Source organism: Cryobacterium sp. CG_9.6 (genome assembly GCF_029893365.1).
Lineage (GTDB): Bacteria > Actinomycetota > Actinomycetes > Actinomycetales > Microbacteriaceae > Cryobacterium.
Window position 1 is genome coordinate 1,605,620 of sequence record NZ_JARXUZ010000001.1, and the last position, 19,972, is coordinate 1,625,591.

Here is a 19,972-nt window from a genome sequence, read left to right on the forward strand (position 1 = left end):
ATGACAAAGAGGACAAGCGCCAGCGTCCAGCCTGGAGCGGCGGCGGTGAGCCTCGTTGATGCTCATGCCGGACCGCTCACAATAGAGCGATTTTTGTCACCCTCGCTGGCAGCTGCTGTTCATGCTTTCCCGAGAACACGGGCGAGGACGGCTTGCTGTACAGGTTGAAGTGCTGCCTTGAATCCGTAGCCGACGAAGGCGGTACTCGCGATGGCGTCGGAGGACACTTCGCGACCGCGTTGGAAGGGTGGGTACGGGGCGAACTGCACGCCGGGTGCGGCACGTTTGAGCAATGAAGCCGTGACGATGAACGGTGCCAGTTGGTCGGCGTGCGTGCCAGGCGCATCCGTGAGGATAACGTCGGCCGAGGCAACCGCCGTGTCAAGATCATCCGTCCACAGCATGCCGGGGGTAGCCAGGGATTCGGGGCAGCACTGAACAAGATCCAAGCCGAAAGCCCGGGCGGCCTCGGACCAAGCCCTGGCGATGTTTCCATCCGCACCGACGAAAAGGAAACGAAGTTGGAGCGGATCGCGCGTGCGCGAGATCGCGTAAAGGTCGGCTAGAACCTCGCAGGGATGGTTGTCGGCAGTCATAGCATTGACGACCGGAAGGGCGTTCGATGCTGCTAACCCTTCGAGAACCTCCAGATCCGGGTGCCGCACCACGAGCACATCGACCCAAGAGGCTAGGTAGCCCGCAACATCTTCGAGAGCTTCGGGCTTGTCAAGCGTTTCTGGTGGAAACGAGATCGGCTGCAATCCCATGAGGGCGGCACCTCGTTCGAATGACACTCTGGTGCGCAAACTCGATGGAGGGAAGAACAGCGCCGCGCATCCGACGACCTGCGGGCCGTCTCCCGCACCGTAGGCATCGGCGAGGCGGAAGATGTCTTGCAGGTCCGTCTGCGTCCAGTCGTCAAGTCTCAGGAGGTGTCGCATCCCTAAACGATAGGGGCATTTGCAGTACTCGCGGAGGTGAACGTTGCGCGAGGGAGTTTCTGTCTCGGAAGGCAGTGGGTAGGTAGGCGCTATTCGGCGTCCGACAACACCTGGTACTTGAATCCGACGTGCGATTTGACGAAACCAAGACGTTCGTAGAACCGATGCGCATCCGTTCTCACGGCATCAGAAGTGAGCTGCACGAGGCCCGCGTCCAAGGACGGGGCAGCGATATCTGTGACCCAGCGCATCATGGCAGACCCGATGCCCGAGGAGCGGGTATCGCTGCGAACTCGGACGGCCTCGATGAGCAGACGTGTGCTGCCGCGCCGGGCCATTCCCGGGATCAGGGTCAATTGCATCGTTCCCAGAATGCGTCGCTCCCCGTCAAGAGCGATAAGTAGATCGTTAGAACGGTCAGCGGTAATCTGCGTGAGCGCCGATAAATACGCGGGTCGATCGGCCAGTGCGGCCGTGTCGCCCCGAGAGGCGCTCACGGGGTCATCGGACAGGAGCATCATGAGCGAATCCAGATCGCCTGGTGATGCGCGACGCAGCGTCACCGGCCCCACACGCGATTGAAGGATGACGGGGAGTGCAAGATTCCGAAGCATGACACGAGCCTCCCATGTCCGTCACTGTCCCCGAGCCGTTTTGACGGTCACCGTCCTCTGCGGCAGGTCAAGACCGATTGCAGTGATGAACAGGGCTCGCTGCGCCGCCAACCGGGAGCGATGCAGGATCAGCTGACGTGTGGTTGCATGAGGTCATGCGACGTGTGCTGATACTCGGAGGAACTGCCTGGCTCGGAAACACGATTGCACGGGAAGCGGTGAGAGCTGGTGCGGACGTGGTGTGTCTTGCGCGAGGCGTCTCTGGTACTGCGCCCGAAGGGGCGCGCTTTGTTCGGGCGGATCGAACAGTGCCGGGAGCATACGGGCAGGTGGACGGTGACTGGGATAAGGTCATTGAACTTGCATATGACCCTGACATAGTTGGATCCGCCTTGGACGCTCTGGCAGGCAGAGCGCGGCACTGGACTCTTGTGTCGACCGTCTCCGTTTATCAGCGCAACGACGAACCTGGAGCAGACGAGAGTGCTGCGCTTGTGAAACCACAAGAGCTGACCGAGTACGCGGATGCGAAGGTAGCGGCCGAACTCGCAAGCAGAGAGCGTCTTGGCGAACGCCTGCTTGTCATGCGACCGGGCCTGATTGTGGGTGCGGGCGATGCCAGTGATCGATTCGGGTATTGGCTGGCTCGACTGCGGCGCGGCGGCCAGGTGCTCATGCCCAAGAGTGTGGGGCGGTTCGTGCAGGTGATTGACGTCTTGGATCTGGCGGCGTTTATCGTCAGCGCCGGCCGTGACAGGCTTTCGGGGACGGTGAACGCTGTGGGCCATGCCCATGCGTTTGAGGAGTTCTTCGCGTGGGCCGCTGAGATCACCGATTTTGAGGGTGAAGCCGTGCATGTCAGCGACGAATTGCTGCGTGAGAACGACGTTCGTTATTGGGCCGGACCACGATCCCTTCCGCTGTGGCTGCCTGCCTCCGACGCAGCGTTCAGCCTGCGAAGCAATGCCGCCTTCCTGGCCGCCGGTGGACTCATCCGTCCGCTGCGGGATTCGATGACACAGATTCTTCAGGACGAGCAGATGCGCGGGCTGGACCGCGATCGCCGATCGGGGCTGACCGTATCCGAGGAAAGGGAGATCCTTGAGCGCATCCGCTGAAAAGTTCTGTGGCGGCGTCTGCCGGTAGTTCATTGTGCTCGGCTGCGCCCGCAGTACTGTCGGGGGCAGGGTGTGGGCAGGCTGCTCATGGGAGACCTAGAACAGAGGGCGCGCGGATTCGGCATCAAAACCCTACGGTTGGATACACGCTCTGATCTTTTCGAAGCGCGAGGCCTGTACGGGTCGTTGGGCTTCATCGAAGGGGCAGCACACAACGACGACCCATACGCAAACCATTGGTTCCGAAAGAAGATTTTCTAGCGGAGTTTCTGTGTTGGAAGGCAGCTGGAGTACCGAAATGACAGTCCTTACATTCGCCAGCGTTCCGAAGGCCCAGCCCGGTGATCGAGTCGCGATTTTGTCGCCCGCGTTCGCGGCACCCGCGGTGTCTGAGGGTGTTCACGAGCAGGCGATGCGACGGCTGAACGAAGTGACCGGGCTGGTACCGGTGGAGTACGAGACGACGCGGCAGCTCGGAGCCAGTGCCGAGGCGCGGGCCGCGGATGTCACGGCGGCGTTTGCCGACCCGACTATCCGGGCTGTGCTCGCAACGATTGGTGGCGACGACCAGATCACCGTCATCCCGCACATTGACGTTGATGTTCTCGCTGCAAACCCGAAGCCGTTCCTCGGCTATAGCGACAATATGAATCTGCACAATCTCCTGTGGAGTCTCGGGGTGCCCAGCTTCTACGGCGGATCAACGCAGGTGCATCTCGGGCCTGGCCCGCACCTTGATGACGTGCACCTCGCATCACTTCGTGCCGCGCTGTTGTCGGGCGGCGTCATGACGATCACCGATCCGGGGGAGTCGGAGGACTTTGGACTGCCGTGGACCGATCCGCGTGCACTGACGGAGTTTGGAGTGCGGGAACCGACCGAACCGTGGACATGGGTCGGGCCGAACGCCGTTGTCGAAGGGCGCACCTGGGGTGGTTGTATCGAAGTCATTGATCAGATCGCTCTCGCTGGCCGAATGCCCAGCGTCGCCGATCTCGCGGGGGCTATTCTTTTGCTCGAAACGAGTGAGGAGCTTCCCGCGGCGGACGACGTGAAACGCTGGGTGCGCGCTCTCGGAGAGCGGGGCATCCTCGCATCCGTTGCCGGCGTTCTTGTCGCCCGCCCGCCCGTGAGCGGACTGAACTCAGCCGTCCCGTCGGCGGACGAACGCGTGCGGCTTCGCGAAGTTCAGCGCGACACCATCATCGACCAGGTCACCAGATACAACCCGGACACCGTCATCTGTGTTGGAGTGCCATTCGGACACACCCGACCGCAATGGATCGTTCCACACGGCGGCACTGTTCGCCTGGACGGCAGTACCCAAACGGTCAGCGCCGATTACAGCTGACGTAGGATTCCACTTTCTTCGGTTGCGGCGCGGATTCGTCTGAAAAATTGTCGAGGCCTTCAGCATTACGGTCATCTGCCGACTACATCGATAAGCACAACATTTGTTGCACAATAAGCATTGCGCAAGAAGTCTTGTGCATATATCATGGTGTCCATGACATCCCGCAACGATTCGCTCAATACGCTCACCTCGGCGGCCTCGATGCGCGTCCTGGCCCATCCGACTCGTCTTCGTCTTCTGGGTCTGCTGCGCGAAAGTGGACCACAGACTGCGGCGCAGCTCGGGGAAGTCATCGACGAAGCGCCCGGCACCATCAGTTACCATCTCGGCAAACTTGCATCGATCGGTTTGATCGAGCCCGCGGTCACTCGGAGTACCGACCAACGCGAACGTTGGTGGAAGGCCGCCACTTTGCTCACAAATTGGGACCCGGCCGAGCTGCTGGACGATCCCGACAAGCTCGCAGCATCATCCACTTTGCAAAAATCGATAGCCCAGGCCTACGCTGCGCGCTTCACTGAGTATGTTGATGCGGCCCCAACCTTCCCACGCGAGTGGATCGCGGCCGGAGCGAGCGGTGACCGCAGCCTGCTTCTCACCGTCAACGAGATGACCGCCATGCGCACTGAGCTCGAGGCACTCGTTGACCGGTGGCTTGATAAGAGCGACGCGCATGACGCGGCCAGAGCAGATGGTGCCGAGCGGGTTGTTCTCGTCTATCAGGCCTATCGCCGTCCCTGAGCCAACACGCTAATGGGGAAAGAAACCATGGACCATGACCGGGGTCACCGCAGGGCTACCGCCTCTCTTTCCGCTCTCCTCGCCGCCCACGCGATCTCGCAAACGGGCAATGTAGTCACCGCATTTGCCGTTCCGTTCTATGTCCTCGGTCTCGGTGGCTCGGGCACTGAGGTGGGAATCGCAGCGTTTTTCGCTACGGCACCGGTGGTCATTGGTGGAGCCCTCGGTGGTGTCGTCATCGATAGAGTCGGCCATCGCAAGGCAGCAATAGTTGCAGACATTGTCAGCGGCGTAGCCGTTCTCGCCATTCCAATTCTGGCTTTCACCGTGGGTCTCCCGTTCTGGGCGCTACTTATGCTGGTGTTCGCCGGCGGATTGCTCGACACTCCTGGCCAAACGGCACGACGCGTCATGCTCCCCAACCTGACAGCCCGTGCGGGCATTCGACTTGAGCAGAGTGTTGGTCTCCTTGACGGTTCGGAACGCTTTGCGAAATTGATCGGCGCTTCGATTGCTGGATTGCTCGTGGCATTCGTGGGACCGATCGCGGCGCTGTTTGTTAATGCGGCCACCTTCGCTGTTTCGGCTATTTTGACCGGGGCGTTCGTGACCGCTATTCCAGCATCGGCCGACACGCAAGGAATCGAACGCAGCGTGGTGCGACCCCGCGCCTCGTACTGGTCCGACCTAGCCGAGGGCTTTCGATTCGTTATCAGTGACCCGCTGATGAGACTGATTGTTGGGCTCGTGCTCTTCACCAACCTCCTCGATGCCGCCCGCATGTCCACGCTGATGCCGCTTTACGCCAATGACCGGTTGGGCGGAGCGGCTGCATTGGGACTTCTTGTCGCGGTCATGGGGGGCTGTGCGCTCGTAGGTAACATCGCCTTTGGCTTCGTTGCGCACAAAGTTCCTCGACGCGTCACTCTGGCCGTGTGTTTTGCGCTAGCAGGCGGCCCCTCCTGTGCAGCCTTTGCCCTCGGGGCGCCACTGCCCATGCTCGTGGCAATGACGGCCATTTCTGGCCTCGCAGCCGGGGCCATCAACCCCATCCTCGGTACCGTGCAGCTCGAACGCGTTCCCGCACACATGCACGGCCGAGTTTTTGGACTCATCAATGCCGGCAGCTGGGCCGGTGTGCCGTTCGGAGCTTTGCTCGGCGGCATTGCCGCCGATACGATCGGGCTGGGACTAGCATTCGGGATCATTGCAATCCTTTACCCTCGATCCACCGGTCGAGTTAGGGTCGTAGCGGCGCGTTAAACAGAGAATGCCACTCGGATCAGGAAAAATAGAACTTACTTAGGGTTCATTTCAACCGATTCGAGAGGCATCTCGTAGATGCAACTTTTCCACAGTTCCAGCCGCTTGTCAGCCACCTTCGATGACACGAATCTCGTGTCGGCCGCGGGGCTTGTCCCCGCGATGGCGTTGGCGGTGAAAACCGGCCTCAGCGACCTCGCCGATGCATGGCTGACCTTGCCGGGGTACTTCGGCGCGAACTCGGGGTTGAAAGTCACCGCGTTGGTCGCGGGGATGCTCGCTGGTGCCGATTCGATCGATGACATGGCGTTGCTGCGGCACGGCGGTATGAAGAAACTCTTCGTCGGGACGTATGCCCCGTCGACGTTGGGGTCGTTCCTGCGGTCGTTCACGTTTGGTCACGTCCGGCAGCTGGACGCCGTCGCCTGGCGGTGGCTGGTCAACGTCGCCGCACACACCCCGATCGTGGCGGGCATCGACGACTATGCCCTTGTGGACATCGACGACACGATCAAGGAAGTCCACGGATATCAGAAGCAAGGCTCCGGTTACGGCTACTCCGGAGTGCGCGGCTTGAACGCTCTGATCGGCATCGTCTCCACACCCCAGGCGGCACCGATCATCGTCGGCTCCCGGCTGCGGAAAGGCGCGGCAGGTTCCCCGCGCGGCGCGGGAAAGTTCGTCGGGGATGTCCTCGCCACCGTGAAACGCCTCCGCAGCCAGACGGCCACCGGCCTCGTGCTGCTGCGCGCGGACAGCGCGTTCTATGGGCACGCGGTCGTCGCCGCCGCGCACCGGGCTGGCGCAAAAGTGTCCATCACGGCACGCATGGACCCGGCCGTTAAGCGCGCCATCGGCACGATCACCGATGACCAATGGACGACCATCAACTACACCGATGCGATCCGGGACGAGGCCACCGGCGCGTGGATATCGTCCGCCGAGGTCGCGGAAGTCGTGTTCACCGCGTTCAGCTCGCGCAAGAAGGCCGAACGCATCGTGGGGCGCCTGGTCGTGCGCCGGATCCCGGAACTGAATCAGAAGGCGACCGAAGGGCAGCCGACCCTGTTTGACACGCATCGGTTTCATGCGTTCTTCACCACCAGCGACCTGGACACTGTCACCGCGGACCAGACCCACCGGCAGCACGCCATCATCGAGCAGATTAACGCCGACCTTAAGGACAGCGCGCTGGCGCACCTGCCATCAGGTGTGTTCACGGCCAACGCGGCCTGGCTCGTGCTGGCCACGATCGCCTTCAACCTTTCGCGCGCCGTTGGTTCGCTGGCCGGCAGCGATCTCGGCAAGGCACGCAGCGGCACCATTCGTCGCAAACTCATCAGCATCCCCGCCCGCATCTCCACCTCGGCACGCAGGATCACCCTGCACCTCCCCGCCAACTGGCCATGGAAACCCGGATGGACGACCGCGTTCGCGGCGGCCTGCGGCCCGCCGCAAACCGCCGCCACCTAACCACCAGCCACCCGGCGAACGAAGACTTGGAACACCACCGGCAGCAAGGTCGGCAGCCTCGCCCTGCCCGCCACCAAAAACCACGATCTGAATTCAGTGACGCCGATCAGTCAAGGCAGACCGGTGGATCGAGGTTTACACTCTGGCCACTCTGGCCACTCTGACCCCTCTGACCGGCGGTGCGTGGCGACTGATGGAACGCTCTCAGGTGATTACGCTGAAATCTACGAACAGCAAGGCCGCCATGTGAGCCTCAGAGACCGTCGTAGTCGACAAGCGTGAGTTGCGCTTCTCGACACCACCGACGAGTTCTCGATTGAGGACGTCCATCCGCCACGGGGACTCCCACTGAGTTGTAGGTGTACTGTGCTCTCCAGATTCGTGGACGAGAGGTCTGGAAATGACGAAAACGGACGCAAGCGAACTCAACACTAAAGTCCTCCTGATCACCGGCGCTGTGCTTACTGCTGTCCTGATCGTCTTGACTGTTCTAGTGACGCTACTTGCTCAGCAGCCAGTGGAGTTACCAGCCGAGCTTGCGCTCACCGTGTGGATGCTCCTCGGGCTGTCGGTTCTGCTCGTTGTTCTGACGCTGGTTGCCTGGACTGCTCGCGTCATGAACGGCAAAGCCAACCGCGGCGCTCTCAGCCTGCCGGACGGCAGCATCAGCGCCGTGATTGCGCTGTTGCTTCTTCTTCTTTTCGCTTTTTCGTCCATATTTTTATTCAGCGAAGTCAGCGCCAATGAATCAAGCGGCCTCACATCAACAGGGGTTTCGGACAGCGCCCTGGCAGGTTTCAGCCCCGAAAGAATTCTCAGTATCAACGTTGCCACCGTTGGAGCAGCTGATGGAACCGGTCGCACGTACGACGTCGTGTTGGCGCCGGCCTCAGGCGCAAGCACCGACTTCGCCAAGACGCTTTTCTCCACGCTGTCGACTGTTGTCGTGGCCGTGGTTGGTTTCTACTTTGGGCAGCGCGCCGCGACATCCGGTATGCGAGCAGGCAAAGTCGTGAAGTCCTCGGCCGGCGTGCAGCAACTGCCGTGAGACGTGGGGGTACGAGTTCACGGATCGCAGGGTGCGGCGCTTCTCAGCGGATGTCCACTGTCAGGCGGCCGCTAATTTGGCCGTGATGGCGTGGGCGGCTCGGCGTAGCCAGGGGTTGCCGTCCTGAGCCCACCGCACCAGCGCTGCCTCCGCCCGTTTGCGGTCGGATCCGCGGAGCGCGTCGATCAAAGGGGCCACCACGTCGAACGTGAGTGGATCACTGATTTCTTGCAGCACTGCACCGCGGAGAAACCCCTCGATTCGGGTGAGGTCAGTGTTGTTCAGCAGAGCGAGACTGCCCTGCAACAGCACAATGGCCGCCAGGCGGCGTTCGAAGACGGGCACGTTCCAGAGTTCGCTACTCAGCGCGGTTACCTCGTCGTGCGTCATGTTCTTGTGCCGATTGTTCAGGTCGCGGACCGTGCCCCGAATGGCACCCACAGAGGCGCCGTAGAACTCCAGCTCATGTCCCCACAAGGCGCTCGACGCGGCCGCGCGCTCCCACGTGGCTTCGTACTGCAGGGCGCGATCCACGAAATCGCCGGCGTCGCTCATTCCTCTATTCTGCGCCTCCGGATTGCGACTGCGTGGCTCGCTGTCTCGTGGGATGGTGTCGTGAGGCAGGAAAGGTGTCCGTGGTTCAGCACGCCGGGACCGGTCGCTCTCGGCCCGCCTCGACCTCGGAATTTGTCAAGGCGAATGAGGCCAGTGGGAGTTTAGGCGGCTAGTTCGAGCCCTTCGTTCTCGGTGGGTTTGTCGGCTGGTTTGTTGATCCAAGCCGTCGCGGGAATGGACAGGATCTTTGGTGCGTGGCTGGTGCTGAATCGCTCGGGGAAGCGTGCGCGGGCCGCCTCCAACGTCGCTGTTCGTTCGATGGCCTTCGCCTCGGCGAGGCCGTAGTGCACGTCGGCGGGCGTGTTCAGGCCGATTCCGGAGTGGCGATGCTCGTGGTTGTAGCCATCGACGAACGAGGCCAGGAACGTCTTCGCGTCGGCGAGGGAGCCGAATCGTTCGGGGAACGTCGGAGCGAATTTCAGGGTCTTGAACCACGCCTCGCTATAGGGATTATCGTTACTCACCCGCGGCCTCGAATGCGACTTGGTGACCTCCAGATCCGACAGCAACGCCGCGACGGTCTTGGACGTCATCGACGTGCCGCGGTCGGCGTGCACGACCTGCGGGAGGCCGTGAATGCCGAAGATTTCTTTCATCATGTCCACCGCTAGCTCTCCCGATTCTGAGGCGTGAACATACGCGCCGACGATGTAGCGCGAGTAAATATCGATCATCACGTAAGCATCGAAGTACTTCCCCTTGACCGGGCCAGCAAGCTTCGTAATATCCCAGCTGAGTACCTGGCCCGGTCCCGTGGCGATCAATTCGGGGATCGCCCGTGCCGGGTGGCGGGCCAGGCGGCGACGGTCCTTGACCTGCTGATTCTCGTTCAACACCCGATACATCGTTGAAATGGAGCACAAGTAGGTGCCCGCATCGAGCAGCTGCGCGTAGATCTGGATCGGCGGCAGGTCAACGAACGAGTCCGAATTGACGACGTCGAGAATCTGCCGGCGGTCGACATCATCGATCTTGTTCGCCGGGATCGGCGCCGGCCCGGCCACCGGGATGCGTGGTTTCCGGGTGGCGGTCGCGCGAGGGATCCCGACCAAGTCGGCCGCGACGCGAGTCGAGATCCCTCGGCTGGCCAGTTCGCGATACGCGGTCATTACGGCTTCGTGTGCGGTGTTTCGTCCCGCGAGCTCTTCGAAAGACTTTCGAGTAGCTCGTGCATTTTTGACATGATTTCAAGCGCCACCCCCGTCGTTTCGAGGCGTTGCTCGGTCTTGCTCAGCTGGCGGCGCAGCCGGGCGATTTCCGCTTGTTCCGGCGTTAACCGACCAATCTTCTCGCCGGGTTTCTTCCCCGCAAGAACACCGGCGTCACGCAGCTTTCGCCACTCCGTGATCTGCGAGGAGTAGAGCCCTTCGGCGCGCAGATACGCACCGCCCTCATGGGCTTTGATGGCCGCGTCATACGCAGCCAGATAGGCAAGCTTCTGTGCTGGGCTGAACGACCTTCTCGAGGTCGGACCACCAGCTCGGGGTCCGGGACTACTCATATGACTATCGTCGCGCACGGCGATCAAAGACGGGCTGGACATGGTTATGATTCCTGATTCTCGCCCTACGTCAAACGGCGGACTTGCTCTTAGCTACTGGCCTCACCCAACCCTGACACGTAGGGCCTCGACGACGTCATGTCGGCATTCACCCTCGCTTAGCCAGCGAGCGCTAGGGTGCTGCGGAAGCTCGGACTAGGCGGGGATGGAGTGCATCAGTCCGTCCAGTCGCTGGTAGCTCGTCTCCATTCCGGCGGTCATACCTGTCGCAAGGATCGCGTCTCGCTGTTCTATCGTGGTGTAGCTGATGACGAGCGAGAGCAGAGTTCCGCCGTCGACAGCTGTGAGCGTGAGTTCGTTCAGGGTCGCCGGGAAGTCCGTGCCGATCATGGCCTCCGTCGTAACGGCGCGGTCCGGCTCTTCAGACTCGAGCAGCTCGCCAGTGAAACCGAATCGTTCATCGCCTCCATCCCGTTGCCACTCGTAGCGGTAGCTCTCTCCGATGTTGGTCGCCACCTCGCAGACGGGCATCGACCATCCGTCTGGCCCGAGTAACCACTGCTGCATGAGGCCAGCATCGGCATGCGCCCGCCACACCTGGTGAACGGAGCCGCGAATGACCCGGCACACCCGCACCTGGGTATCGCTAAGTACTCGCGCCTCCGCTGGACGATCGGCGGCGAACGAGGCCGAATCGGCCAGCACGCTGTCGATCTGGGCCATGGCTTGACGCGTGCCCTCGAGCATTCCCATGTCAAGGAGTTGCTGCATGTGCTCAGGGGTGTTGAAGCGCGACGTCGTGCGCAGGCGGCTCCCGCCAGCGGTCTCCTCGAAAGCGAAGTGCACCCGTGTCGTCGGAAGGTGCGGGTTCGACGCGCCCGCGGCATCCGCAAAGTGGTCACGTACGTCGAATGTGTGGGGTGCGTCGGCCGCGGTCCACTCCCAGCATCCGTAGTGCTGGTCTCCGTCGGGGCCGGTCATAACGTAGATGCTGCGACCGCCGGCCACGGCGTCGTGCCGGAGAAAGGTTGCCGGATAGGTCGGCGGACCCCAGAACCGCTCGATCTGGCGGGGATCGGTATAGGCATCCCAGACCCGACGCAGGGACGCCGAGAAGTCGGCGACGATCGTGAGGGTGAGCAGGTCGAGATCTGTCTCGATGGACGTGACAGGCATGATGCTCCTTTCGGTTGGGTGTCCGCTGGAGCAGCATCTTCCTCAATGAGGAGGATGTCAAGGCGGTCGAAGGGTGCCACAATCGACGACGAAAGGATCGTAGATGCCGAACACCACCTGCCACATGTCGATCTCGCTCGATGGCTTTGTTGCCGGGCCGGAACAGAGTCACGAGCATCCGCTCGGAAAGCGCGGACTCGAACTGCACGCCTGGCACACGGGCGACGAGCGTGCCACCGAGGCTGATGCCGTAGCCGCCAGCTGGCTCATGCGTCCGCGCGGCGCGTACATCATGGGGCGAAACATGTTCGGGCCCATCCGCGGCGACTGGGACGGCGAGTGGAGGGGATGGTGGGGGCCCGAACCGCCCTATCACGCACCCGTTTTCGTGCTCACGCATTACCCCCGCGAACCGATCGAGATGGAGGGCGGCACCACCTTCCACTTCGTCACCGGGGGATTCGACGATGCCTACAGGCAGGCGCGGGAGGTGGCTGGCGGGGCCGGCGTCGATGTTGCAGGCGGCGCCTCCACCGTGCGGCAGGCACTCCTCGCCGGAGTTGTGGACGAACTCACGCTCGACATTGCCCCCGTTTTGCTCGGATCGGGTGAGCGCATCTTCGACGGCATCGACTCTTTCGGGTTCGAGCCGGTGGAGGTGCTGTCTTCGCCGCTGGCCACGCACATCCGCTATCGCCGACGGAGACACCGGGTGCCACGGCCGTCAGTGCGAAGACCGGGCCCCGATGCTGCGCAGGCTAACGGCCAGTGCTGACGCGGGGCTGCCCGTAGCTCCGTCCCGGACCGTTGTTCTCGACCAGACCGGCCGCTCGCACATGATCCGAGTGCATACCGAACGAGTCGGCGATGCGGGGAACCCAGCAGGCGTCATTGTGGCGTCCCGCCGAGTAGACGGCCCAGGTGTGGTCAACACCCTTGTTGGTGAGGAGGGTGTCCATGCCTCGGGCAGCCTCATCGAACGCGTAGTCGTCGAATTCGCACGCGTCGAAGAAGAAGTCATACTTCGACAGCGCCTGGCGAGACATGCCCGCGACGACCGTCAGCGGGGACTTGAGCTGAGCATCCGGACCACCCGGCGAGGTGACACCGACCTGGGCGGCGGACAGATTGAGCGCTCCCATGTGGGAGGCCACCGACGAGAACAGCTTCGGGTACGCGAGGGCCAGAGAGTACGCACCAAACCCGCCCATGGACACGCCGGACAGGCCGCGGTAGGCGCGCTTCGCTATTGTGCGGTATTCGTCGTCGACCTGGGGGATCAGATCGTTGACGAACATGGTTCGCCAGGGCGTCCCATTCTCGTGGTCGGCGTACCAGAGCGATTCGCCGTCTGGCATGATCACGATAGATTCGGCTAGGCCACCGTCCGTGTAGAGCTTGTCGAGCTTCGTACCGAAGTCACGCGGTTCCCATTCGCGGCTGCCGCCATTGAAGCCATGCAGCAGGTAGACCACGGGGAATTCGCGGTTCGGTTCGGTGAAGTACGACGGGGGAAGGTACGTGACGTACTCGCGACGCTTGCCCTCGGTGGCGGATTCCACGTAGTCGCGGAAGAAGCGGGAATGGTTACCCAGTTCCGTTTGTGAAGCAGGATCGACCGTGAGGAATTCTTGGCTGGTGGGCGTGAAGTCGAACGGCGCTCCGTCTCGGCTGCCGCTGATCGTGCGGTTGGTGTCAACGAGCAGACGTCCGTCGCTGCTCTGCACGATCTCCACGCTCGCATCGGTCAGGGTCAGAGTGCCCGACTCGGCCACCCAATCCCTCAGCTCCCGCTCGCGACGATCCAGGTCGCGACCGTCGTGGAAATAGCTGTCGGCGAGAGTTGCCAGATAAGCGTCAATGTCGCCAGCAGCGAGAGCGGATGCCTGCTCCGCCAACATTTCGGTGATCCAACCGGTTGTCGACGGGTCAGCCAGAGGCCCCGAGATGCCGAGTACGGTCTCGCGCAGGGCGTCCTTGGAGAAGAGGCCGACGGGGCCCTGATACCAGCCACCGCCACCGCTCATATCGTAGAGGCGCACGGCCAGGGTGTTAGTCCCGCCGAATACCGGGGCGTCGGCCGGAACCGGGTAGGAGCGCTGCTCGAACCACTGACTCTTGGCGTTGGGTGGCAGTGAGCCCGAACCACCGATCCGCGCGCCGTTGAGGTACACCTCGTCGACGTCGTCCATGAATCCCATTGATGCGACGAGGTTCGTGCCTTCCGCTCCGGCCGGCAGGTCGAAGGTGAGCCGGTACCACCCGAAGCCGTCATAGTCGGCGAATTGTTCCCCGCCACCAATCTGAGGAACATCCACTGCAGACCACGCCGAGTCGTCGAATGCGGGGGCTGCCCAGGCGAGATCGTCGCCGAGAGAGAACTGCCACTGGCCGGACAGGTCGAGGTTCACCGTGGACTCCCCAGCAGCAACGGCTGGCGACACAGTGCCGCCCAGTGTCAAGGGTGCAACGATGACAGCGAAGGTGACCGCGGCTGCCGTCAGGATCTTGCGGGCAGACGGCCGGCCGCTCCGAGGATGTGTTCGATTCTGGTCCATGCTCTCCAACTTCACTGTTGTGAACGGACGCTTGACGGAGTCTCCGTCAACGTTCCCAATTGCGCCGAATTGAACCCTGATCAGTTCAAAGACAACCGTCTGAAACGTTAGTGGGAACGTGCACAGAAAATCAAGGGAGGACGTCGGTCCGTCACCTAATGGTGACTTTGCAGCGGACATCCGCTCTTATGATGTTGCTCGACCGTGCGCCACCAATCAGGGTTGGGGTGACTCAGGCGGCGTGGACCTGTGTTTTGCTGCGCTTGACGACACGCGACGTTCCGAACACGATCCCGGCGATGATCAGGCCCAGAATGAGGCCAAACACGGCGGACAGTGCGGTGTCGGTGACCCAGGTGATGACGGGTCCGGCAGCTTCGACAGCCTTCGTCACGGCGTGCAGCGCATCGTAGGGGCCGTGCCAGAACGTCTCGGCGAGGTTGACGATCACGAGATGGCCACCCACCCACAACATGGCGACCGTGCCGATGATGCCGATCACGCGGAAGACGGCAGGCATCGAACGCACAATGCGTGCGCCGGCGCGCCGCACGCGTCGCTGTGGGCTTTCCATAAGCGAGAGCCCGATGTCATCGATCTTCACCAGCATCGCGACGGCGCCGTAGACGAGCACGGTCATGCCGAGGCCGATCACCACCAACGCGCCGAGCGTGTTCCAGATGCCAAAATCGGGGTCGAGACTGGCCAGCGCGATGAGCATGATTTCGGTGCTCAGGATGAGGTCGGTGCGAATAGCGCCGAAGATGAGTTTGCGCTCATCGCGCGCCTCGGTCTCGTCAACGACGTGATGCGCACCGAACCATTCGGTGACTTTCTCCGCACCTTCAAAGCACAGATAGGTGCCACCCAGGATCAGCAGCCACGGCAGCACCCACGGCGCGAACGCGGACAGGAGCAGGGCGAGCGGAATGATGATGACGAACTTGTTGAACAGACTGCCGAGTGCGATACGCCAGACAACGTGGAGCTCGCGAGCCGGCGAGAGCCCCTGAACGTACTGCGGGGTGACGGCCGCATCGTCAATGACGACGCCCGCGGTTTTCGCACTCGCCTTCAGAGCAGCCGTCAGTATGTCATCGACGATGGCAAGCAAACCGACCGACATCTCGTTCTCCTTAACTGGGGCGTCGTCCACATGCTGGTCAACGACAAGGAATCCAGAATACCAAGGAGCGGATGCCGGCGAGTCATGCCAGACAGGCTGGGCACCCACCTGAGGTCTATATAGATATGACCGAAACGAGGCCTGCGGTTGGCGTGAGACCTGTTGTATCACGCAGCCGCGGTGCCGCCGTGATCACGGGCGGATATCGCCGCCTGAGCCCAAGTTCATGATTTGGCCGGTCATGCTGCCGGCGTTGGGACCGGCAAGATAGCTGATAGCAATGGCCATGCTCTGTGGGCTGATGGCCTCATCATCAGCGACCGCAACCTCGTTGACGGTGATGCCGCGCGGACCCAAATCGCGCGAGAGCGTTTTCATGAGGGCAACGAGTGCTCCCTGCACCGCCGCGCTTGCGGTGGCCACCGGAAGATCGGCAGCGGCCCACGCCGAGCCCACCACGACGATTCGGCTATGTCCACTGCGGCTCAGAGCGGGGACGGCGGCGCGGATGAGCGCGAAGGGCGTGAAAAGGGCTTGGCTCACGTTGGCGAACCAGTCCGTGGCCGGCGTCGCGACGAACCGTCCACGGGGCGGGGTGACGGCGCCGCAGACGAGCACGCTCAGAGAACCCAGCTGAAGCTCGACGCGGGCTATGGCCGCTGCGAGATCGTCGGCAACGGAAGCGACCGAGCGGGGAATGACGAGTTCGGCTCCAGGAATTGGTTCACCAATGACCGCAACGCGTATGCCATCTTCGACGAGTCGGGCAACAACGTGAACGGCGACATCATGGTGAACCAGATCAACCACAGCCACGCGAGGAGGTAGGACTGACGCATGTGTTGGCGGGAGGCTGGGGGAGTGTGTCATTAGATGGTGGCTCCGGAGTTGGGGGACACAAGTTGGCCTGTCATCGTGTTACCTGCTTCGAGAAGGAAGAGGACCGCGCCAGCGATTTCGTCGGGCCGCACCAGCCGCGGGATCGGAAGCGTCTTGAGAAAGCTGTCGGCCCGCCACGGAGATTCAGCGGAAAGCATGGCAGTGTCAGCGGCGCCGGGCGCAACAGAGTTGACGAAAATACCGTCGGTCAGAAGCTCTCGGGCGAGGCTTCGGGAAAAGCCGACGATGGCACCCTTTGTGGCCGCGTAGTGCGCGTCTCCTTGGCTGCCGCCGACGCCAAGGTCGGACGAGATTGTGACGATGGCTCCGGCTCCACGTTTAAGCATCACAGGAACGACTGCCGAACAGGCGTTGATGGTGCCTCCGATATTCACTGCAAGCATGCGGTCCCAGGCGCTATCCGTGATGTCGTCGATGAGAAGTTCTTCGTAAATTCCAGCGACGGTCACCAGCGCTGCGATGGGCCCGAGGTCGCGCTCAACCAGCTGAACGGCATCCGCTACCGCGGCCGCATCAGTGACGTCGACCTGGATAGAGAGCGTGGTTGCGCAGGGTGTGAGATCCAGGCCAGCAACAACCCAGCCGGCGACGCCCAGAGCCTTTGCAATGGCGGCACCGAGACCGCGGGCGGCGCCCGTAACGAGGGCGACGGGTCGCTGGGTGCTCGGGTTGGGACGGTCAGTGTTGCTCATTGTGGGTCCTTGCTGACAAGTGTTCGTGCACGCAGATCCACGCACCATTTCTCTGTTCCAGAATGATGGATTCCCGCTCTAGCAGTGTGCTGGTGACGCCATCGATGGCTACGAGAGTGTCGACGTCATGTGTAAAGACGGCCGTGTGGCCGAACATCTGTATGTGGCGGTTGTCGGAGGTGCAGGCGAGCACCCGGAAGCTGTTCACGTGTTCCCAGGATGCCCAAAGTCGCTCGTAGGCAGATCGGGATTCGAGTCGATGGGGATGGGTGTAAAAGAGGAACGTGGCGTCGGGGGCGAAACCTGCGAAGTAGTCATCTCGGCGGTGATGTCCGAAATTGTCGATGATGTCGTCGACGGCCGCCAGTGCTTCGAGGCTGCCATCGGTCGGGACGGCCGTGCACTCGCTGACCAGGCGGCCGTCGGCGGAGATCACAGGTGGCGGCGTGCGGCGGCTTTGGCGTGAACCTTGGCTGCCGTGGAGGAGTGGTCGGTCACGATCTCCTGAAGCGGAACGTCTGAGGCAGAGACGAGGCGCGGGCCATTGTCACCGAAGACAGAGCGCGGCTCGGGAAAGATCCAGAGGGCGCCGAGGTAGAGCACGGCGGCGGACACAACCGCGGTGACGAGACTCAGGTCCATGCCACCGCCGAGAGCGCTGAGGGGCCCGACAATCACAGGTGGGAAATTGGCGAACATCAGGCCGATGGCCGCGGCACCGATCCAGGCCACCATTCCGCGCCAGTTGACCCCGGAGCTGAACCAGTAGGCTCCACCGATTTCACCTTTGTTGAACACCTGCAAGTCGCGAGGGCTGAAGTGGCCCCGTCGAACGATGAAGCCGATGGCCATGATGACCATCCACGGAGTCGTGGTCACGATGATTGCACCGATGAACGCACTCACGGCTCCGAGCAGATCGAAGAAAAGTCGCCCGGTCAAGATGAACAGGAAGGCAAGAACGCCGATGGCGATGGTGGCTTGCACTCGGCTAAATCGGGGAACGACTGAGGAAAAGTCGAGGCCTGTTCCGTAGAGCGAGGTCGTTCCAGTGGATAGTCCGCCGATGAAGGCGACGGCCATCAAGAGCACGGCGTACCAGATGGGCGAGGCCTGAATGAGAGCGAAGACGTAGTCGGCCTGTCCGGCAACGATTGTGGCGGTTGCAACACCGAACAGGAACGGAATGAGCGTCAGGGCCTGGCCGAGGAATGTGGCGAGGAGGAGTTTGCGAGCGGGCGTCGATTCGGGGATGTACCGCGACCAGTCGCCGAGGAAGGCGCCGAAGGAGATGGGGTTGGACATCACGATGAGCGCGGATGCGACAAAGGTGGGCCAGAAGCCTCCGAGGGCGAGGGCATCCGGCCCCGGGTTGTAGCTGGCGTCAAAGGTGCCGGAAAACGCGACAAACGCGAGCAGGATGAGCGCAGTGTTGGCAATAACGGCGGTCTTGTTCACCAGCAGCATGAACTGGAACCCGTAGATGACGACGACGATGACAAGCACGCCGATGACAGCGTAGACAACTGTGCGCAGGCCAACGGAATCCTCAACGCCGGCGAGTCGGGTGAGTGCGCCGACGAGGGCGTCTCCGCTCACCCAAACGGAAATGGAGTAGAAGGCAATGGCCGTGAGCAGGGAGAGGAAGGAGCCGACGACCCTGCCGCGCACTCCAAAGAATGCTCCGGATGAAACGGCGTTGTTGGTGCCCGTGCGGGGTCCGAACAAGCCCATCGGCATGAGGAACACCGTTCCGACAAGTACGCCGGCTACGACGGAAACAACGGCCTGCCAGAAGGAGAGCCCGAGAACGATGGGGAATGTGCCGAGGAGAACAGTGGCAAACGTGTTGGCGCCACCGAACTGAATGCGCAGCAGGTCCAGCCAGGTCGATGTGCGATCCGGGTGGGGAATCGTATCGATACCGTGGGTTTCAATGTCCGTAACCTTGGGGCGCGCGTTCAAGACGGCGGTGGGAGTGTCGCTGTCGCGATGTTCGTCGATGGTCATTCTCGAAACCTTGTCTGTAAGGTCGGACGGGGATTCCTCGAGTGCGGAGGATTATGGAAAACCATAACCTTTTCCCAGACTTAATTGCTACGTGTGAAAGAATAATTTACTATGACGAAACATTTGATTGTCGACCTGTCCGTTCCTGTGAATGCGGAAACGCAGGTTTATCCGGGCGACCCCGTGCTGGCTTTTTCCGTGCACAGCACGATTGCGCGTGACGGTTTCAACCTGCTCAACGTGTCAATGGGTTCGCAGACCGGCACCCACGTGGATGCGCCTTTTCACTTCAGTGCAACAGGGCTGAAGATTGATGAGCTGCCACTCGACCGGTTCGTGGGCCGTGGAGTGATCGTTGATGCTCGTTCTGCTGGCGCCCGCGGTCGTATCGGTTGGGACATGATCGCCCCGGTGGCTGATCAGATAGAACCAGGATCGATCGTCATTCTGCACACGGGATGGAGCGCGCATTTCGGTACTGCTGAGTACTTTGAGAATCCATTTCTCGATGCGGATGCCTGCCGCCGGCTGATTGAAATGGGGGTGCGCACCTTTGCGATCGACGCCATCAACATTGATGAAACGCCTGATGAGTCTCACCCCGGTGAAGAGTTTCCCGTTCATCACCTCATTGCCGACGTTGACGGGGTGATCTGTGAAAATATGACCAATGTGGCCGCGATCGACTTTGAGGCGCCGTTCATCTCGCTTCTGCCGATTGCTTTTGCGGCGGCTGACGGGGCTCCGATTCGAGCCGTGGCCATGCGACTCGGAGCCTAATTATGCATCGTGTCGGCAGACGAAGTGCCGGGTGCGCACCATGGCTTGGTTCGCACCCGGCT

At 61.9% G+C, this 19,972-nt stretch carries 19 protein-coding genes; 8 read left to right on the forward strand and 11 right to left on the reverse strand.

The genetic code is table 11. The annotated features are described in order from the left end of the window. Positions 1-119: 119 nt before the first annotated feature. Positions 120-941 (reverse strand): ornithine carbamoyltransferase, encoded by an 822-nt coding sequence (locus H4V99_RS07245; RefSeq protein ID WP_280676852.1) that lies wholly within the window; start codon positions 939-941, stop codon positions 120-122. A gap of 89 nt (positions 942-1,030) precedes the next feature. Further along, a complete protein-coding gene (locus H4V99_RS07250) occupies positions 1,031-1,555 on the reverse strand; it encodes a GNAT family N-acetyltransferase (protein ID WP_280676854.1) in 525 nt (174 codons plus the stop codon). 308 nt (positions 1,556-1,863) lie between these two features. Between H4V99_RS07250 and H4V99_RS07255 the strand changes: the two genes are divergently transcribed. The 6 genes from H4V99_RS07255 (at position 1,864) to H4V99_RS07280 (ending at position 8,552) form a co-directional block, all read left to right on the forward strand. After that, positions 1,864-2,673 (forward strand): NAD-dependent epimerase/dehydratase family protein, encoded by an 810-nt coding sequence (locus tag H4V99_RS07255; protein WP_348522358.1) that lies wholly within the window; start codon positions 1,864-1,866, stop codon positions 2,671-2,673. Positions 2,674-2,971: 298 nt separating this feature from the next. Continuing rightward, positions 2,972-4,024, forward strand: a complete 1,053-nt coding sequence (locus H4V99_RS07260) for an LD-carboxypeptidase (protein WP_280676858.1) — start codon at positions 2,972-2,974, stop codon at positions 4,022-4,024. Between the two features lie 156 nt (positions 4,025-4,180). Beyond that, positions 4,181-4,768, forward strand: coding sequence for a helix-turn-helix domain-containing protein (locus H4V99_RS07265; protein WP_280676860.1), 588 nt, complete (start codon positions 4,181-4,183; stop codon positions 4,766-4,768). Positions 4,769-4,795: 27 nt separating this feature from the next. Continuing rightward, positions 4,796-6,031 (forward strand): MFS transporter, encoded by a 1,236-nt coding sequence (locus tag H4V99_RS07270; protein ID WP_280676862.1) that lies wholly within the window; start codon positions 4,796-4,798, stop codon positions 6,029-6,031. A 78-nt stretch (positions 6,032-6,109) separates the two neighbouring features. Next, positions 6,110-7,504, forward strand: a complete 1,395-nt coding sequence (locus H4V99_RS07275; protein ID WP_280676864.1) for an IS1380 family transposase — start codon at positions 6,110-6,112, stop codon at positions 7,502-7,504. A 400-nt stretch (positions 7,505-7,904) separates the two neighbouring features. Further along, positions 7,905-8,552: a hypothetical protein gene (locus tag H4V99_RS07280; protein WP_280676866.1), complete on the forward strand. Its 648-nt coding sequence runs from the start codon at positions 7,905-7,907 to the stop codon at positions 8,550-8,552. A gap of 60 nt (positions 8,553-8,612) precedes the next feature. On the opposite strand, the gene H4V99_RS07285 is transcribed toward H4V99_RS07280, so the two are convergent. The 3 genes from H4V99_RS07285 to H4V99_RS07295 form a co-directional block, all read right to left on the reverse strand. Next, on the reverse strand, positions 8,613-9,107 hold the full coding sequence (locus H4V99_RS07285) for a DNA alkylation repair protein (RefSeq protein WP_280676868.1): 495 nt from the start codon (positions 9,105-9,107) through the stop codon (positions 8,613-8,615). Positions 9,108-9,268: 161 nt separating this feature from the next. Then, a protein-coding gene (locus H4V99_RS07290) for an IS3 family transposase (RefSeq protein ID WP_280680013.1) occupies positions 9,269-10,668 on the reverse strand; the annotation gives its coding sequence in 2 pieces (ribosomal slippage) (positions 9,269-10,347 and positions 10,347-10,668; 1,401 coding nt in all). Between the two features lie 195 nt (positions 10,669-10,863). Then, positions 10,864-11,844, reverse strand: coding sequence for an SRPBCC family protein (locus tag H4V99_RS07295; protein WP_280676870.1), 981 nt, complete (start codon positions 11,842-11,844; stop codon positions 10,864-10,866). 103 nt (positions 11,845-11,947) lie between these two features. On the opposite strand from H4V99_RS07295, the gene H4V99_RS07300 reads away from it, so the two are divergent. Further along, positions 11,948-12,619, forward strand: coding sequence for a dihydrofolate reductase family protein (locus H4V99_RS07300; protein WP_280676872.1), 672 nt, complete (start codon positions 11,948-11,950; stop codon positions 12,617-12,619). Here the strand turns inward: H4V99_RS07300 and H4V99_RS07305 are convergent. From H4V99_RS07305 to H4V99_RS07330, 6 genes are all read right to left on the reverse strand, one after another. Then, entirely contained in the window at positions 12,603-14,402 is a 1,800-nt protein-coding gene (locus H4V99_RS07305; RefSeq protein WP_280676874.1) for an alpha/beta hydrolase-fold protein, read from the reverse strand. The genes H4V99_RS07300 and H4V99_RS07305 overlap by 17 nt on opposite strands. Before the next feature lie 232 nt (positions 14,403-14,634). Further along, a complete protein-coding gene (locus H4V99_RS07310) occupies positions 14,635-15,528 on the reverse strand; it encodes a DUF808 domain-containing protein (protein WP_280680015.1) in 894 nt (297 codons plus the stop codon). A gap of 192 nt (positions 15,529-15,720) precedes the next feature. Beyond that, a complete protein-coding gene (locus tag H4V99_RS07315; RefSeq protein ID WP_280676876.1) occupies positions 15,721-16,344 on the reverse strand; it encodes an SDR family oxidoreductase in 624 nt (207 codons plus the stop codon). Between the two features lie 53 nt (positions 16,345-16,397). Beyond that, positions 16,398-17,120, reverse strand: a complete 723-nt coding sequence (locus tag H4V99_RS07320; RefSeq protein WP_280676878.1) for an SDR family NAD(P)-dependent oxidoreductase — start codon at positions 17,118-17,120, stop codon at positions 16,398-16,400. After that, a complete protein-coding gene (locus tag H4V99_RS07325; protein ID WP_280676880.1) occupies positions 17,107-17,556 on the reverse strand; it encodes a nuclear transport factor 2 family protein in 450 nt (149 codons plus the stop codon). Before H4V99_RS07325 ends, H4V99_RS07320 begins: the two co-directional genes overlap by 14 nt. Then, positions 17,553-19,130, reverse strand: coding sequence for a cytosine permease (locus H4V99_RS07330; protein ID WP_280676882.1), 1,578 nt, complete (start codon positions 19,128-19,130; stop codon positions 17,553-17,555). The genes H4V99_RS07325 and H4V99_RS07330 overlap by 4 nt, the downstream gene beginning before the upstream one ends. 111 nt (positions 19,131-19,241) lie before the next feature. On the opposite strand from H4V99_RS07330, the gene H4V99_RS07335 reads away from it, so the two are divergent. Then, a complete protein-coding gene (locus H4V99_RS07335; protein ID WP_280676884.1) occupies positions 19,242-19,910 on the forward strand; it encodes a cyclase family protein in 669 nt (222 codons plus the stop codon). Positions 19,911-19,972: the final 62 nt, after the last annotated feature.